Source organism: Rhodospirillaceae bacterium (assembly GCA_018662005.1).
Taxonomy (GTDB): domain Bacteria; phylum Pseudomonadota; class Alphaproteobacteria; order Rhodospirillales; family JABHCV01; genus JACNJU01.
In genome coordinates, this window is record JABJHA010000044.1 from 24,221 (window position 1) to 40,558 (window position 16,338).

Genomic DNA, 16,338 nt, shown 5'->3' on the forward strand with positions numbered 1-16,338 from the left:
CGGAAGAATTACTATGGGCGCACAAGAAGACATCAGGACCCCGACGATCGACTTCATGGCGAAGGCTCATGAGCTTCTTCCCGGCAACGCCAGCTATGATTCTTGTCTCGCCTGCGGATTATGTTCGTCCGGTTGCCCTGCCTCTGGCTTGTATGGCATAGACCCCAGACGCTTCATCCGAATGGCCATGCTCGGCATGAACGAGGAACTTTCCAACACACCTTGGATTTGGACCTGCACCATGTGTCGGCGCTGTGCCTACGTCTGTCCGATGAACATCGACGTTTCCATTCTGGTCGGCTACGCCCGCGGGGCTTGGCCGAAGGAAAAGAAGCCACAAGGTATTGTGCGATCCTGCGAGGCCCAAATGATGTCGCAAAGCACCAGCGCCATGGGGGTGATGCCGGACGATTTCGTCGAAATTATCGAAGAAACCGTTGAAGAATTGCAGCAGGAAGATCCGCGCTTCAAGGACCTGCAAGTCCCTATGGACAAAAAAGGCGCAACCTTTTTCGTCAACCAGAATTCAAGGGAACCGGCTGTCGAGCCTGAGGAACTGGGGCCCTTGTGGAAAATTTTCGACTATGTCGGCGCGGACTGGACCTATGCCTCAAAAGGCTGGGCGGCGGAAAACTTTTGCATGTTTACGGGCGACGAGAAAACCTGGAAGGAAATGGTCAAACAGCGGGTTGATGCCGTCAACGAACTCGACTGCAAGGTCTGGATCAATACCGAATGCGGTCATTCCTTTTACACCATGTGGGCCGGGGTTGAGCGCTTTGGCTTGGAAGCCAACTTCGAGGCCGCCAGCCTGATTAGCTACTACGCCCAATGGATCAGGGAAGGAAAGCTTCCCGTCAACGCTGACTGGAACACCGGCAATATCAAATTCACAATCCAGGATCCATGCCAACTGGTTCGCAAATCCATTGGCGACCCTGTGGCCGATGATCTGCGTTATGTCGCAAGGGCACTGGTTGGGGCGGACAATGTCATCGATATGCAGCCTTGCCGCAGCGCCAACTACTGTTGTGGCGGCGGCGGCGGTTTCCTGCAAGCGGGCATGAACGATCAGCGCCGTGCCTATGGCAAACGCAAGTTCGATCAGATTGCGGTGACGCAGGCCGAGTACGTTCTCACCCCCTGTCACAACTGCCATTCCCAGATTACCGACATTGGCGAGGTCTACGGTGGCGACTATCGGGTCATCCATTTTTGGACCCTGATTTGCCTGTCGCTCGGTATTCTTGGTGAAAACGAACGCAAGTATCTGGGCCCAGAGCTAATGGAAATAGGGTTGCCATGAGCACGTTCGATAAAGAATACGAGACCGCGGTCCTGATCATCGGTGGTGGTGTCACCGGAACGGGCATCATGCGCGATTTGGCGTTGCGTGGTTTCCACTGCCTGCTGATTGAACGCAAAGACCTGAATGCCGGAGCGTCGGGCGGCAATCATGGCCTTCTGCACAGCGGTGGGCGTTACGCCTCGACGGACTGGGAGACCGCCGCCGAATGCCGGATCGAAAGTAACATACTCAAAAAACTGGCTCCGGAATGTATTGATGATTGTGGCGGGCTGTTCGTCGCCGTCGAGGGTGACGACCCGGACTTTGCTGAGCATTTCCCCGAACACTGCGCCAAGGCGGGCATCGATTGTCACTCGCTAAGCCCCGCCGAAGCCAGGGAAAAGGAACCCGGCCTGTCAGAAAAAATATTCGCCGCCTACAGTGTGCCGGACGCCACCGTTGATCCGTTCCACATCACACTTGGAAACGTCAATCATGCTCAACAACTGACAGATAGTCAGTACCTGCCTCACACAGAGGCCGCTGAATTTGAAATAGAAGATGGATTGATCCAGAGCGCCTTGTGTCGCGATATTCGTTCAGGTGAGAGAGTGCGCATTCGCGCCAAACAGGTGGTCAATGCGACAGGGGCCTGGGCGAAGAATGTGGCTCGACTGGCAGGCTGCACGGATGTTGATCTTCTGTACGCCAAAGGCACCCTGATCATCAGCAATTCGCGAATCACCAACGGCGTCGTCAACCGCCTGCGCTCACCGGGAGATGGCGACATTCTGGTGCCCGGCGGCACCGTCTCTATTTTGGGGACGACATCTGACAGGGTCGATAGCCCTGAAGGATTGCGGCCAACCGTGGATGAGGTTGATCATATCCTGAATGAAGGCATTCCCATGTTGCCCGGTCTGCAAAATACGCGTTTCATCCGCGCCTTTTGCGGCGTGCGCCCACTGCTGCAATCATCGGAGGCGGGAGCCGACGGCCGCAAAGCGAGCCGCGGTTTCAGGCTTTTTAATCACGAGGATCAGGGCTTGAGCAATTTCGCCTCTCTTGTCGGCGGCAAGCTGACGACATATCGGCTGATGGCGGAAAAAACCGGCGACCTTGTGGCGTTCCGCATGGGCAAGGATGTCCCATGCAAGACGGCGAGCGAGCCTCTGCCTGCGGGTGACAGCGTGCGCTGGACCGAACCCGGATATGCGCCACGCTACTGGTATCAGCGCAACGACCCTAGCGACGCCATCTTGTGTGAATGTGAAATGGTGCCGCGCTCGGCGATTGATGAAATAGTCGAAACGGCGCCCGGAGCAGAAAGTCATATGACCCTGCGCGCCATCGCACTGCGTTCACGCGTCGGCAAAGGTGCTTGTCAGGGCTCGTTCTGTGCCGCGCGGGTTTCTTCATACCTTTATGACCGGGGCGTCTATGAGGGAATTGAAGGACACGAGCACATGCGCGATTTCGTGGCCGAAAGGTTTAAGGGTGTGCGCCCAGTCTTGTGGGACAAACAGATGCCGCAGATGGAACTGGCGGAGGCCATCCATTGTGGGCTTCTGGGACTCGACCTTGAAAAGGACGACGAGTCCGGGTCAGCAACATGAAACGGCAATTAAGAGATCACAGCACCCAGTTGACGGTGATCGGTTCGGGACTTGCAGGGTTCGCCGCCAGCATATTCGCGCTCGATCGTGGCCTTGCGACGGCGCAGATCGGAAATACCGGGGCGGTTGCCTACACCAGCGGTTACCTCGATCTGCTCGGTTGTGAGGCAGGCAGTATTTTGGATGATCCTTGGCAGGGTCTGGCGGCGTTGCGCCGGAACGAACCTAACCATCCGTTGTCTCGAATTGGCGATGAGACAATCCGTGAGGCTTATTCTTTGTTCATTAAGACACTCAGCGATATGGGCCTCGACTACAGCCAACCCGGCGATACCAACGTGAAGGCCTTATTGCCGGGTGGCGTCGTCAAGCCGACGTTCTCGATCCCGAAAACCATGCTTGCGGGTGTCGAAGCCGCGCAAAACAAAACACCAACTTTGATTGTCGATTTCACGGGTTTGCAGGGCTTCAGTGCAAAAGAGATGGTGGCGAACCTTTCTCCCTCCTGGCCGGATATTCGTGCTGAGACCCTGACCTTTCCGGACATGGAAAGCGGTGCGCCGATTTATGCTGAGGTCATGGCCCGCGCCCTTGAAGTCGCGGCGAACCGAAAGCTTTTGGCAGAACGCCTCAAGGCGGTTCTCGGCAATGCCAAAGCCGTTGGTCTTCCAGCTATTCTGGGTATTCATGCCTCCAGCGCCGTGCACGCGCATATGGAGGAACTCATCGATGTGACGTTGTTCGAAATTCCGACCATGCCGCCGGCCGTGCCGGGCATTCGTCTTCGGGAATTGTTTGAAGGAATACTGCCAACAAAGGGCCTGATGCTGGTGCCGCAACATAAAACCAACCGGATTGACCTCGATGAAGACGGCGTCGTTGTTTATCTGGAAGACAGTTTTGGCGAGATTGTCATTCGTTCACAGGCCGCCATACTCGCCACCGGCCGGTTCCTGTCCGGTGGACTTTCTGCCGATCGCAATTGTGTTCGCGAACCTCTGGTGGGCATTCCGGTAACCCAACCGGAATGCCGCAACGCCTGGCACAGCCCCGATTATTTCGATCCGAACGGGCACCCGATCAATCGCTCAGGCATTGAAGTTGATGACCACTATCGACCGCTAAAGGCAGAAGGGCGCCCTGTCAGCGAACGCCTGTTCGCCGCCGGTGTCGTACTGGCGCATCAGGACTGGGTCCGGCAGCGTTGCGGCGCCAGCGTCGCCATCACCAGCGCCTATAAAGCGGTAGAAGCGGTGACGAATATCCTGAATCGGAAACCTTGACCGGAAAATTTAATAAATGAAATTTATCGACATATCATAGTCAAATGGTGACCAGATAATTCTCCAAATTTAAACCCACATTATTGATTCAATTTACTCCCTGAAATGTCCGCTTCGGGTCATAAGCAGACTATTAACCAGACACCAAATGATGTCTACTTACTGCCGGATAGTGGACATTGATTCCGGATTAGTATTTGTGCGCCAAAGCCTCCCTCGGGCATTCCGACATCGGGTCCATTGACGCTATTGGCGCTATTGTCACGGGGCATGGAGAACAACCAACGCCTCCTACACAGCCTCGTCGGTGTGAACGTCGGGCGACTTCTGTGGCTTAAACTTGACGAGAGTAGAGTACTTCGTAGCGGCGGCATTGAATTTTTTCAACATTATCATCGTTACTGAAGCCAAAATTGGCCCCAACAATTTGGAAATCATGAAACCCAAGCCGACATAACAGACGGCCAATGATGCTAGATATGTCCAATTGTTTGTTCCAATATTCAGCATGGGCTGACATGGTGAATATAGTCGAATCTCCCCTCATTCGAATCCCCACCTTCTCAGGCAGTTTCAATGATAGCAGGCGGTTGGGTATCGATAACGGGCCGGTAGAGGTTTGCAGCAACCCTCAGAGAAGGAGTGTTTAGCGTTTCACCGCCAATGCTCATGTCGCTGGCGGTTTCTATCGCCATGTTCCACGCCACTTCGGCCTCCGGCCCGGTGTGTACCGGCGGTCGTATCGTCCTTTGTCTTCCCTGCTGTGCGAGCCTAGCTCTCTCAAGTTCTCCTTCCGCTGAAAACTCATGCCAAAGATCCATCCGCTTGCTTATTTGGGGTAGCTCCTCAATATGGGTCGTCGAAGGCGCGGCCTTCGCCACCGTCTGGGTGAGCGGAAACGGCCCGACCAAGGCTAGGTATCGTTCGTAATCGAGGGGAGCGATATTGATCATGGCTCAACGGCTCCTTTGGCAGGAGAAGAGGGGGGCCAAACACAACTAATGCCTTTCTTATGATTTATGCCCGTTGTAGCGCCTCGTCAACTGGATGTATTCGCTCCAGGTGGTTTTTAACGACCTATTGACGCTATTGGCGCTACTGTCACGGGATATAAAAAACCGGACCCGAAGGCCCGGCGAGTTTAACAGGGATGTCAGAGGCGCGCATGAAGCGCATGGGGAGGGGGTTGCCCCTGACTCGATTATAAGAGCACAGTTCCCAATATTTATCAGTGACGGGCATCACACCCCTATTTTTCAAGGATACATCTTTGCCAGCACCGGACAGGACAGTAGAGAAAAAATACAGAAATCCCCCTGGATCAGCCCCGCGCCCGCCGGGTGGAACGCAATGGGAATGGAAACTATTTATCTGGCGTTTGATGATTTCTTCATTCTTGCCCGGGCCGAAGCCCTCGAACAAACTGACTCTAAGCCCAGGAGAAACAATGAGTGGCTTTCATGCTCTGGGTGAGGGCGAGGGAGTGACCTGGCTGGGGCATTCCACATTTCTTGTTCGCCAGGGCGGACTGACCATTCTGACCGACCCCTTTCTGACCAAATACGCATCTCCGTACCCACCTTTTGGACCGAAGCGGCATTCGGGACCAGCATTGCGCATAGATCAGTTGCCGCCGATCGATATTCTTTTAATTTCTCACAATCACTATGACCATCTTGACGAGCGGACCCTCCGCCGATTGCAAAATAAGGACAAAATGCAGGTTCTGGTGCCGTTGGGAGTAGGAGACCTTCTACGGGGTTTGGGGTTTTCAATCGTCAAGGAACTTGATTGGCATCAGACCTCTGTGTTCGGCAACGTCGAGGTTCGTGCACTGCCCGTTGTGCACGGTTCGGGGCGCGGCTTGAAGGACAGCAACCAATCGCTCTGGTGTGGATTCAAGATCAAATCGGAAAAAACCAAATTGTTCTTTGCCGGAGATACCGCTTACGGAGAGGTTTTCGCCGAACTGGGGCAAATCTACGGGCCATTTGATGTGGGACTTTTACCCATAGGGGCATATCACCCCGACTATTTTTTCCAACGCGTCCACATCAATCCGGAAGAGGCAGTTCAAATTTCCCAGGATATGAGAATCCATCATCTAGTTGCCATGCATTGGGGCAACATCGTGATGACGAAGGAACCGATAGAAGAACCGCCCATTCGCTTCGCTAAAGCTGGGCGTGAGGCGGGTATCCCCGACCACCGACTTCACATCCTAAAAATTGGCGAAAGCTACAAAATTAGTTCCGAGTAATGGTTTCCATGTTCACGTAACCGAGCCGGGTGGTTGAATTATGTACGCGCCTGTTCATCCCTGCTCAGGGGTGCTTATTGGACAATTATTGGACAAAAACCACAGAGGCCGCTCGGATAGGCGGCTAATGCATTGAAAATATTGGCGTCCCCTACGGGATTCGAACCCGTGTTGCCGGCGTGAGAGGCCGGGGGAAATTCCCAGAATTCTGCGGTGTTGGGAACTTCAAAATTCATGTGAATTCACGTAAATTCATACGGATTTAATAATTGTTCCCGTTGCGTTTTCCCGCCGCGCGCGGCGTATATATCAACTTCCCTTTGTTGCCGCAATAAATTGACCCCCACCGACGACCTAACTAGAAATAATTCTCAAGAGACAAGGTGTGAGATCTCCAAATCCCCAAATGAATGTTCCGGCGATTAGGAGCAAGAATTCGATCCGATAGAAAAGCCGCTTGCTCGCATTCAGCATATCTCCAAGATATGGTTGGAAATCTTTCCACTCATCTCTGAGTTTGTTTTCCGTATCCTCAACAACTTTATCAAATTTATCTTCTGGTATATGTATTTTCTCCCGGACGATTTCTCCAAGTATGGAGAGGTTGCTTTCGAAATAGTCATTAATCTGCGCCTTGTACGAGAGGAGCCAATTGTGGATAGAAGCATAGGCGAAAAGAATTGCGATAATAACGATAAGTGATCCCGAGCGCTGAAATGCACTCCATTCATATGCGCTCGAGGTCAACGCGTGATTTGTCAAGTCGATGGAAATGCCGGTAAAGGCAGTCAATTCGGCTATAACCAAGGCGGAAATAGAAAACTCCCAAGCTTTTTTTGCTGGCTTATGTGCCATTCGAACTCTCCTTTCAGTGCTGCTATTTTAACGGCAGTAAATTGCCATAAATTCACTCCTGAAAGTAGAGGCAAAGCCCTCATTCATACATATTTATTTTCTTGTCCGGCTTCGTTTGGCAGGGGCTCATGTACGGGCGCCATTATCCTGGAAGTGATGCAGCATCAACGCCTTCAATCCAAAAGTGTAGCAATAGACCTGGCAGCGGCTTTAATGATTATTTCTTCAAGTTGCTTTTCCCACCAATCAATGGCTTCTCGAACAACATCTCGTTGATCTTGGCCTTCGAAAGGACCGTCGTGAATGGGATAGGATCGAGTGTGCGGAGCTTCTCCGGCCTCTATGTTTGCACCAACATGGATTGTAATGCCCTGCCCTGCATGTAGATCGTATTCATGAAGAATGATATTCGCGCTCTCAGCGATAAAGCCCCAATAGATTTTGGGCTCAGGCTCGCTGGCCTTCATTCCATCTCGAAATGATTGAACTTCTTTTACTAACTCGGGCGGATGAGTGTCATCCTTAATATCCACTTCAAAAAGGACATTTCGAACAGTTCGGAGAAGGGTGCAGCATGCAGACCACTGGACTCGCCAAGTGGTTCCTGAGGGCTGCTCCTCCAAAAGGCGCAAGGCTTCTCGACAGTCTTCCAAGACCATTTGAGCGCCGAGTTGAAAAGGAGCGTCACTTGCCATTAATTATATTCACAGCTTAGGTAAATTTAATATGGCTAATCCCATTATTAAAAAGTTCCCAAAAAATTCCCAAAGTTCCCAAATTGGCGTCCCCTACGGGATTCGAACCCGTGTTGCCGGCGTGAGAGGCCGGTGTCCTAGGCCTCTAGACGAAGGGGACCATGGGCTGTGGCAATGGGTTTATCAATATCAGGCTTGCCGGAAGTCGGGCAAGGTCTTTTAGGTCTTATGGCTTACTGGTTGGAAAGTCTGCGGGCTTCGGCGACGAAGGCTTCGGTGTCGGCCTTGTCCGTGTTGAAGGCGGTGATCAGGCGAATGATCGAGCGCTCCTCGGCCGGCCAGTCATAGAAAGCGAAGCCGGCGCTTCGCAGGCCTTCGATCATGGTGTTGGGCAGGCGGGCGAAAAGCATGTTGGCATTGGTTGGAAACAGCAATTCCACATCGCCGATCTCGCTTAAGCCCTGGGCCAGGGTTTTCATGCAGTCATTGGCGTGGCCCGCCATTTTCAGCCACAGGCCGTCTTTCAGATAGGTTTCGAACTGGATGGCCAGAAAGCGCATTTTTGAAAACAGGTGGCCGCCGCGCTTGCGCCGGTAGGCGAATTCATCGGCCAGACCGGGTGTGAACATGACGACGGCCTCTGCCGCAAAAGCGCCGTTTTTGGACGCCCCGAATGACAACACATCGATGCCCGCCTTGACGGTCATTTCTGCAGGGGTACAGCCCAGGGCGGCGACGGAATTGGCCAGACGCGCCCCGTCCATGTGGACTTTCAGGCCGTGTTCGTGGGCAACGGCTGTGATCGCCGTGATTTCATCAAGGGTGTAGACGGCACCAGTTTCTGACGTTTGCGACAGGCTGACGGCGGTGGGTTTGACGTGGTGCACATCGCCGTGCTCGTCCTTTAAGGCATCGGCCAAATCGGACGCAGTGATTTTGCCGTTCCTGTCGGGCAGCTGCACCAGTTTAGCACCGCCGGTATAAAATTCAGGCCCGCCGCATTCATCGACTTCAATATGGGCTTCGGGGTGGCAATAGATACTGCCGTATGGCGGGGCCAGTACGGACAGGGCAAGAACGTTGGCGGCGGTTCCGGTAGCGACCAGGAAAACATCAGCCGTGGTCTCGAACAGATCAGCGATGGTTTGCTCGACCGTGCCGGTGGTGGCATCTGCGCCGTAAGGCATGGCCGCACCATCATTGGCGGCCATAACGGCGGCGGCAATTTCCGGGCAGGCGCAGGTGACGTTATCGCTACAGAAGTTCATGACGGGTCCTTAAGGTCGGTGGTTATCGGTATTTCATGGAAGGCAGTAGCGTCCGCGTCAACCCTGTGGGCCGTCGTTTCGGTCGCCCGGCCCTCGTCAACGGCGACAATAAACCACAGCAGATCAGGCTCGAAGGCCATTTTCAAGTCGTATTCGGATGGCTGCGCCGGGTGATCGGGATGGGAATGATAATGGCCGACAATCCGCTCTGGACCGCCTTCCAGTTCACGCATCACATCGAAACGGATTTTCGGGTCAACCTCGAAGCGGTCCCGCGCTGTTCCATCGGTAACGTTGTCACTGGTATGGACTCCGGTAATGGTCAGGGTTTTATCGGCTTCGCCAAATCCTGATAACAGGCCGCAACATTCATCGGGATAGGCCGCTTCGGCTGCCGTGGTGATTTCGGCCATCAAGGCGTTGGCGATTGAAATCATGGGGTGACCTTAAGGGTTCCCAGCAAAGCGCCGTTGCTGGCGTCAACGACGATGACGCGCTCGCAGGTACCCCCGACGGGGCCGATTTTCAGGAACATGCGGGCACCGTCACCCGTGACACTGGCAATAACGCAGCCTTCGGGCAGGGAGAGCATGACCTCGCCGAAGGCCTTTGGCAGGCCCCCGGGCTGGGCTGCCGGGCCTGGAACAATGGCGGGCTGGCCGGCCTCCTGCGGGGCTTTTTCGCCGCCAAAGGAGAAGAACTTGAAGTCCGGTTCATCCGCTTTACGATAGAGTCCGTAAGCGATGACCGTCATGGCGACGATAATAAGAATGGTCAATCCGACGACTAAACCCTTGAGTGCCTGCATAATCCTGTACAGTCTTCCAATGATGACAGAAGAAAATCCAGCAACCACTTACACCGTTACGGTGCCTCCCGGCAAGACCGGCTGCCGTCTTGATAAATTTCTTGCAAATGAGTTGCCGGATTTATCGCGCACCCGCATCAAGGCCTTAATCGAAGAAGGCCGGGTCGGCCTGGGTGAAAAAACGCTCCTGGATCCGTCCGTGAAAGTGCAGGAGGCGCAGGTTGTGAGCGTCCATGTGCCCCCTGCCATCGCCGCCATTCCCCGGCCCCAGTCTATCCCGCTGGACATTGTCTACGAGGACGAAGACGTCATCGTCATCGACAAACCGGCGGGCCTTGTCGTTCATCCGGCCCCGGGCAGTCCTGACGGCACTCTTGTTAACGCCCTGCTTGGTCATGCCCGTGACACCGGGGGTGGCGGCTTGTCGGGGATTGGCGGTGTAGAAAGGCCAGGCATCGTCCACCGGCTGGATAAGGGAACCAGCGGCTTGATGGTTGTCGCCAAGAATGACGCCGCCCATCATCTGTTAAGCGAGCAATTCTCCGACAGGTCTGTTGAACGCGCCTACTATGCCCTGGTCTGGGGGATACCAAAGCCCACGCAAGGCGAGATTTCGGGAAATATCGGGCGCAGTTCGGCCAATCGCAAGAAAATGGCTGTCGTAAAGAGCGGCGGCAAAACGGCGCTGACCCGCTTTAAGGTTCTTAAATCCTACGGCGGGGCCATCAGCCTGGTTGAATGTCGCCTGGCTACCGGGCGCACCCACCAGATCAGGGTTCACATGGCCTGGCTTGGCCACCCGGTTGTGGCCGATCCATTATACGGGGGTGGGGGCAAGGCCGGGCGGCGCGGTCTGAGCACCGAATTGCTGGCGGAAATAGACGCCATAGATCATCAAATATTACATGCTAAATTACTTGGTTTTATCCCTAAACAGGGGGAAGACCCCCTTCGCTTTGAAGGAGAATTACCAAAGTATTTCAATAGATTGATAGAAAAATTGAAGGCCATTTAATTTTTTTCTATACTTGAGCAAATTCGTCGGGTATTGTGATCGCACATTATGGGGATGATGTGCGGTTCAGGTTATTTTTGCCTTGAACTTGAGGGAATAAAAAAGTTTAAGGAGAAGAAAAATGGGTTCTTTATCACTCAATTTTGATACCACCCCCGAAGGCAATTTAAGCCGCTATCTTCAGGAAATCAGACAATTCCCGATGCTCGAGTTTGAAGAGGAAGGTCGCCTGTCCAGAAAATGGCGCGACTTCGCCGACAATGACGCCGCCCATCGGCTTGTCACCAGCCATCTCAGGCTTGTCGCGAAAATTGCCATGGGTTATCGCGGATACGGATTGCCGGTTGGCGAGCTGATTTCTGAAGGCAACGTCGGCATGATGCAGGCCATCAACCGTTTTGACCCTGAAAAGGGTTTTCGCCTTTCTACCTACGCCATGTGGTGGATCCGGGCGGCCATTCAGGAATACATCCTGCATTCATGGTCACTGGTGAAAATGGGAACGACAGCGGCACAGAAGAAATTATTCTTTAACCTGCGTAAGCTTAAAGGCCGGATTCAGGCATTTGAAGAAGGCGACATGACGCCCGAGCACACCACCGAAATCGCCACCCGTTTGAAAGTTTCAGAAACCGAAGTGATAAACATGAACCGACGTATGGCCGGGGCAGATCATTCACTGAACGCGCCACTAAGCCTTGATGGCGATGGTGAAGGACAATGGCAGGATTGGCTGAAAGATGATAACGACAGCCAGGAAGAGGTTTACGCCGAAAACGAGATTCTTGGCCAGCGCCGCGAATTGCTTGCCGGCGCCCTTGAAGGATTGAGTGGTCGGGAATCCCATATTCTTGAAGAACGCCGTCTCAAAGACAATCCGACAACGCTCGAAGAATTAAGCCAGCAGTATGGAATTTCCAGAGAGCGGGTTCGCCAGATCGAAGTGCGGGCTTTTGAGAAGGTCAAGAAATCGGTTAGAAGCGCCGTTATCCATCAGCAATATAACTGTTGATAAGGGGAAGTTAGAGCATATCCGGGTTAAACCGTCTTTGGCGGTGTCCCCGCCGCAGCCGGTGGCGAGCTGGGTGGCGCACTTGACGGTTTCCCATTGCCTCCAAGCAAACTGTCGATGCCATCTAGCAGGGCATCGGTATCGGCATTGCCGGTGCTGGCCGGGGCAGCGTTTGGATCAGCGTTGGCAGCGGCTTCAATCGCTTCTTCGCCAAGTTGATCGCGCATATCCAGGACTTCCTGTGGCGTCCCCACATCATCACCCCATTCGTCAATCAGCTGCCGTTGGGTTGAACGAAGACTGGAAACCCGGCTTTGGGCAATCACCGTAACAAACGTGGCAACGACGGGCGGTAATGATTGAAAGATCATCCAGCCAAAGGCAGCCGCACCATACATGACAATCAGGGAGAACACGTCGGTAAGAATACGCATTGCCCCTTCCATGGTGTTGTCGCCAAGCCACAGGTCCATCATGTAAGGGAAAACACCACAAAGATTGATGCTGCCGATGCAGAAGGTGGCGTTCTTTTTGGGCGTTCTGTCGATAATGGCTGAGACGATCGTCGGCAGTAATCCAAAGAATATGATCATCACCGTCGGCAGCGACATAATCACAAGCACAACAAATCCGACAGATAGCCATAGGGTTAACTGTCCTTGTTTAAAATTGCCCTTCTGAGGCGCTGGTTGTGGTTTATTGGCCATGGGTTTTACCAAAACTCGCCTAAGACCATGATTGAAATAAAGATCATCGTCAGAACGATCGACGTTATAGAAGCATATTTCTGGCCGACTTCCTGGGCCGCTTCGGGGGATGATAACTCTCCGGCTTCGATCTCCTGAATTTCTTCTTCAGCGGTGCTGTATTCAAAGCGGGCTTCGTCATACTTGAACATGTCCTGACGCCGCTTTTCGGCGTTGTCGATCAGATCAAAAAGTTCCGGCAGGCTTCCCTGACGGACGACTCGCGGCATTTCCTGTTCAATATCATGACGTGTCGAGCGACTGAAATAAGTGTTAATGGCGGGGCCAAGAAGGCTACCGATCCAACTGGTCAGGGCGTACACGGGCTCTGCCTTCAGCTTCCATTGCAAGTAAGCCAACAAGCTCAGCAGGCCGATCATAAATGAAGAATCTTTTGGTTCGGCCAGCGCACTAAGGTGGGGCTCAATGCGTTCCTTGAAGCGGGCTGCGATAAAGGCGGTTACATGCCGGTCCAGGGGACGTAATTTTTTGTCCGTACGATCAGCGATGTCATCAAGGGCGGGCAGTAAGTCTTCAATGTTGATAATACCAAGCTCTGCTATCAGTGGGCTTTGACAGGCCAGCGAAGCGTTTAAGTCGTACAGGCATCTTTCAATCCCGAAACCGGGGCCCTCGATTTGCAGGATTGTTTTCAATCTGGCGAAAACGCTCTGAAATTCTATTGAAGCCTCGTCGCGAATTTTTTCGCAAGGTGCGCTATACCAGATTTCGGTAATGCCATGGTTGATGACCTCGGCCGCTGTTTGCATGGAGTTACGGCGAAGCAGTTCTACCGCCAGGGCCGGCCCGTAGCCTTCGGGCATGAAAGCTAAACCCTTGTAGCGAATGGGCCCTTCGGGATCCATAAGGATGGAGGCTTTGGTAACGACATAGTCGTCCATACCCCTGAAAGTATTTTCATGAAGTTCTGCGGCCGCGGCAATGGCATTGATGGAATCGGCGAGATCGCCTTCTTCGAGATTACGTCTCAACCAGGTTTCAAGCTTTTCATCCTTGATCGCTGCCGCGCCTTCCTTGACGTTCTGGGTAAAGGAATGTGCGAGGCTCTTTGCGTTACGGTATTCAATTTCCATGAATATGTAGGGTGTTTCGGATTTTAGCGCCGGCTTGCGCTGCATCGGTGTTTGTCGCTTGCCTTCCATCCACAGGTTCATTTCTTCAACACCCCAGCGGTCGCCCGGATCGTCGCTAAGGACACCACGCAGGGGTTCAATAACGGTAACCGGAATGCGCCGCTTGCCGCACAATGCGCTATAGGAGCCGTGCTCAATTTTTTCCTTAAACAGATCATCAGGTGTCTTGTGTTCGATGATGTTTTTGCCAAGTATAAGAGAGACAATCGTCACTCCCATGGCATACAGGTCGTCACTTAAGGAACCACTTCCCCGGCCACCGGGGGAAGCCATGCCGCGCTCGATCGGTTCGTAAATTAATGGCTGGTCGAATCCGGGTGGACAGGTAACACAATCGCCAAGGACAACCTCTGTACGTCCCTTGTCCATGAAGAACAGGTTTTCAACGCGAATTTCACGATGATTGATTTCCTTCAACTCCATGTCTTTTATGGCTTTGTAGATGGGCTCAATAAAGGTGTCCTGAATTTCATATTCATTTGCCTTGAACTCTCCTCTTTCGATCGCAAGTGCGACACTGCCACCGAGCGGACGTTCATATATAATAATGCTGGTATGCTGATTGATCGGTGGCCAAAAGGCAGTATCCCAGGCGACGGCTGTCATGAGCCCGTGATGGCTCTCGTTGTTTAACTTTTGCAGGACATCCATACGGGTTGGCATTCCCGGTGTGGCTATCAAGGCAAACAGCTCAATTTCCTGATTTCGACGATCACGAACCGCATACGCCTTTGCCGAAGGCATATCGAGTTCACTGATCGGGGTGTTCACATCGACCAAAAACTGGTCGTTGATAAGGACCGGGCCGGTTCCTCCGGCCGACTGGTCACCTGCACCATTTTCTTGGGGCGAGATAGCCATCGTTTTTTCCAAACAAGAAACCGGGGGTCAAACCTTCTGGTTGACCATTCCAATTTCAGACATGGATTTTAGCGATTATGCCCTTGATTTACAATGAAATATTAAAATTTTAGCCAATTTGTTAACCATGTTGGCAAAATTGCAGTATTTGGAATCGGTTACGATGCCCTAGTCTGCGAACGGATCATGAACAAGGATGGAATCTTCACGTTCGGGACTTGTTGAAAGCAGGGCGACCGGGGCGCCGATCAATTCTTCGATTCGGCGGACATATTTAATCGCCGTGGCCGGAAGTTCAGCCCATGAGCGGGCACCTTCCGTGCTTTCGAACCATCCTTCCATGCTTTCATAGATGGCTTCGACCTTATGCTGCTTAACAGTCGAGGCGGGCATGTGATCATAGACTTCACCATCGATCAGGTAGCCGGTGCAGACTTTTAACTCGTCCATGCCATCAAGCACGTCGATCTTGGTCAGGGCGATACCATTGATGCCGTTAACCTTGACCGCCTGGCGGACAAGCACGGCGTCAAACCAGCCACAACGTCGGGGCCGCCCGGTGACGGTGCCGAATTCATGACCGCGTTCGCCAAGGCCCTGGCCGACTTCATCTTCCAGTTCGGTGGGAAACGGTCCACTGCCGACGCGAGTCGTATAGGCCTTGGTTATACCCAGCACGTAATCGATTGCTCCCGGTCCCTGTCCGGAACCGGCGGCGGCTTGCCCTGCGACGACATTGGAGGAGGTCACAAACGGATAGGTGCCATGATCGATATCGAGCATCGTTCCTTGTGCACCCTCGTAAAGAATACGTTTGCCTGATCGTCTGGCCTCATCGAGCTCTTTCCATACAGGCTGGGCATAGATCAGCAGTTCGGGGGCCAGTGCTTCGAGTTTGCCAATCAATTCGTCACGATCAATTTCAGTCAGTCCCAATCCGCGCAACAGGGCATTGTGATGGAAAAGAAGTTTGTCGACTTTATCGCCCAGCACGTCCAGGTCGGCAAGATCCCCGACCCGAATGGCGCGCCTGGCCACTTTGTCTTCATATGCTGGTCCAATACCGCGTCCAGTGGTTCCGATCTTGGCCTTGCCCAGGGCTTCTTCACGGGCCCTGTCCAGATTACCATGCAAGGGCAGGATCAAAGGCGCATTATCGGCAATGCGAAGGTTTTCGGGTGCGATGACGATCCCCTGTTTCCTGATATTATCGATTTCCGAAAGCAGGGCCCACGGATCGATGACAACGCCATTGCCAATGATCGATAATTTACCACCGCGAACGACGCCCGAAGGCAGCATATTCAGCTTGTAGGTAACACCATCGATCACCAGGGTGTGACCGGCATTGTGGCCGCCTTGAAAACGAACCACGACATCGGCGCGCTCCGACAACCAGTCTACGATTTTTCCTTTACCTTCGTCGCCCCATTGCGAGCCGACGACGACTACATTAGCCATGTCGTGAAATTCCTTT

15 protein-coding genes and 2 tRNA genes are annotated in these 16,338 nt (G+C 53.2%); 6 read left to right on the forward strand and 11 right to left on the reverse strand.

The window, feature by feature from the left end; all coding sequences use genetic code 11:
- Positions 1–13: 13 nt before the first annotated feature.
- Genes HOL66_15910 through glpB form a run of 3 tightly spaced genes read left to right on the forward strand, consistent with a single transcriptional unit; the run spans position 14 to position 4,187 of the window.
- On the forward strand, positions 14–1,306 hold the full coding sequence (locus tag HOL66_15910; protein MBT5245721.1) for a (Fe-S)-binding protein: 1,293 nt from the start codon (positions 14–16) through the stop codon (positions 1,304–1,306).
- Positions 1,303–2,904 carry an anaerobic glycerol-3-phosphate dehydrogenase subunit A gene (gene glpA, locus HOL66_15915; protein MBT5245722.1) on the forward strand — a complete coding sequence of 534 codons (1,602 nt, stop codon included), beginning with the start codon at positions 1,303–1,305 and terminating at the stop codon, positions 2,902–2,904. Before HOL66_15910 ends, glpA begins: the two co-directional genes overlap by 4 nt.
- Positions 2,901–4,187, forward strand: coding sequence for a glycerol-3-phosphate dehydrogenase subunit GlpB (gene glpB / locus HOL66_15920; protein ID MBT5245723.1), 1,287 nt, complete (start codon positions 2,901–2,903; stop codon positions 4,185–4,187). Before glpA ends, glpB begins: the two co-directional genes overlap by 4 nt.
- 563 nt (positions 4,188–4,750) lie before the next feature.
- Here the strand turns inward: glpB and HOL66_15925 are convergent.
- On the reverse strand, positions 4,751–5,140 hold the full coding sequence (locus HOL66_15925) for a hypothetical protein (protein MBT5245724.1): 390 nt from the start codon (positions 5,138–5,140) through the stop codon (positions 4,751–4,753).
- A 494-nt stretch (positions 5,141–5,634) separates the two neighbouring features.
- On the opposite strand from HOL66_15925, the gene HOL66_15930 reads away from it, so the two are divergent.
- The gene (locus HOL66_15930; protein MBT5245725.1) at positions 5,635–6,447 is read left to right on the forward strand and encodes an MBL fold metallo-hydrolase; all 813 of its coding nucleotides are present in this window, start codon (positions 5,635–5,637) and stop codon (positions 6,445–6,447) included.
- Positions 6,448–6,589: 142 nt separating this feature from the next.
- Here the strand turns inward: HOL66_15930 and HOL66_15935 are convergent.
- From HOL66_15935 to HOL66_15965, 7 genes are all read right to left on the reverse strand, one after another.
- Positions 6,590–6,657: transfer RNA gene (locus HOL66_15935), tRNA-Glu, on the reverse strand.
- A 144-nt stretch (positions 6,658–6,801) separates the two neighbouring features.
- Positions 6,802–7,302, reverse strand: a complete 501-nt coding sequence (locus HOL66_15940) for a hypothetical protein (protein ID MBT5245726.1) — start codon at positions 7,300–7,302, stop codon at positions 6,802–6,804.
- 173 nt (positions 7,303–7,475) lie between these two features.
- Positions 7,476–7,997, reverse strand: coding sequence for a hypothetical protein (locus tag HOL66_15945; GenBank protein ID MBT5245727.1), 522 nt, complete (start codon positions 7,995–7,997; stop codon positions 7,476–7,478).
- 84 nt (positions 7,998–8,081) lie between these two features.
- Positions 8,082–8,157: transfer RNA gene (locus HOL66_15950), tRNA-Glu, on the reverse strand.
- 73 nt (positions 8,158–8,230) lie between these two features.
- Entirely contained in the window at positions 8,231–9,265 is a 1,035-nt protein-coding gene (locus HOL66_15955) for a low specificity L-threonine aldolase (protein ID MBT5245728.1), read from the reverse strand.
- Positions 9,262–9,702, reverse strand: coding sequence for a M67 family metallopeptidase (locus HOL66_15960; GenBank protein MBT5245729.1), 441 nt, complete (start codon positions 9,700–9,702; stop codon positions 9,262–9,264). The genes HOL66_15955 and HOL66_15960 overlap by 4 nt, the downstream gene beginning before the upstream one ends.
- Entirely contained in the window at positions 9,699–10,073 is a 375-nt protein-coding gene (locus HOL66_15965; GenBank protein MBT5245730.1) for a hypothetical protein, read from the reverse strand. The genes HOL66_15960 and HOL66_15965 overlap by 4 nt, the downstream gene beginning before the upstream one ends.
- 19 nt (positions 10,074–10,092) lie before the next feature.
- Between HOL66_15965 and HOL66_15970 the strand changes: the two genes are divergently transcribed.
- Positions 10,093–11,088 carry an RluA family pseudouridine synthase gene (locus tag HOL66_15970; protein ID MBT5245731.1) on the forward strand — a complete coding sequence of 332 codons (996 nt, stop codon included), beginning with the start codon at positions 10,093–10,095 and terminating at the stop codon, positions 11,086–11,088.
- Between the two features lie 121 nt (positions 11,089–11,209).
- Entirely contained in the window at positions 11,210–12,100 is an 891-nt protein-coding gene (gene rpoH / locus HOL66_15975; protein ID MBT5245732.1) for an RNA polymerase sigma factor RpoH, read from the forward strand.
- Between the two features lie 26 nt (positions 12,101–12,126).
- Here the strand turns inward: rpoH and HOL66_15980 are convergent, their stop codons facing one another.
- The 3 genes from HOL66_15980 to HOL66_15990 all read right to left on the reverse strand — a co-directional run bounded on the left by HOL66_15980 (position 12,127) and on the right by HOL66_15990 (position 16,322).
- A complete protein-coding gene (locus HOL66_15980) occupies positions 12,127–12,807 on the reverse strand; it encodes a hypothetical protein (GenBank protein ID MBT5245733.1) in 681 nt (226 codons plus the stop codon).
- Between the two features lie 5 nt (positions 12,808–12,812).
- Complete coding sequence (locus tag HOL66_15985; protein MBT5245734.1) at positions 12,813–14,861, reverse strand: hypothetical protein; 2,049 nt, start codon at positions 14,859–14,861, stop codon at positions 12,813–12,815.
- 168 nt (positions 14,862–15,029) lie between these two features.
- Positions 15,030–16,322, reverse strand: a complete 1,293-nt coding sequence (locus HOL66_15990; protein ID MBT5245735.1) for an adenylosuccinate synthase — start codon at positions 16,320–16,322, stop codon at positions 15,030–15,032.
- Positions 16,323–16,338 lie beyond the last annotated feature (16 nt).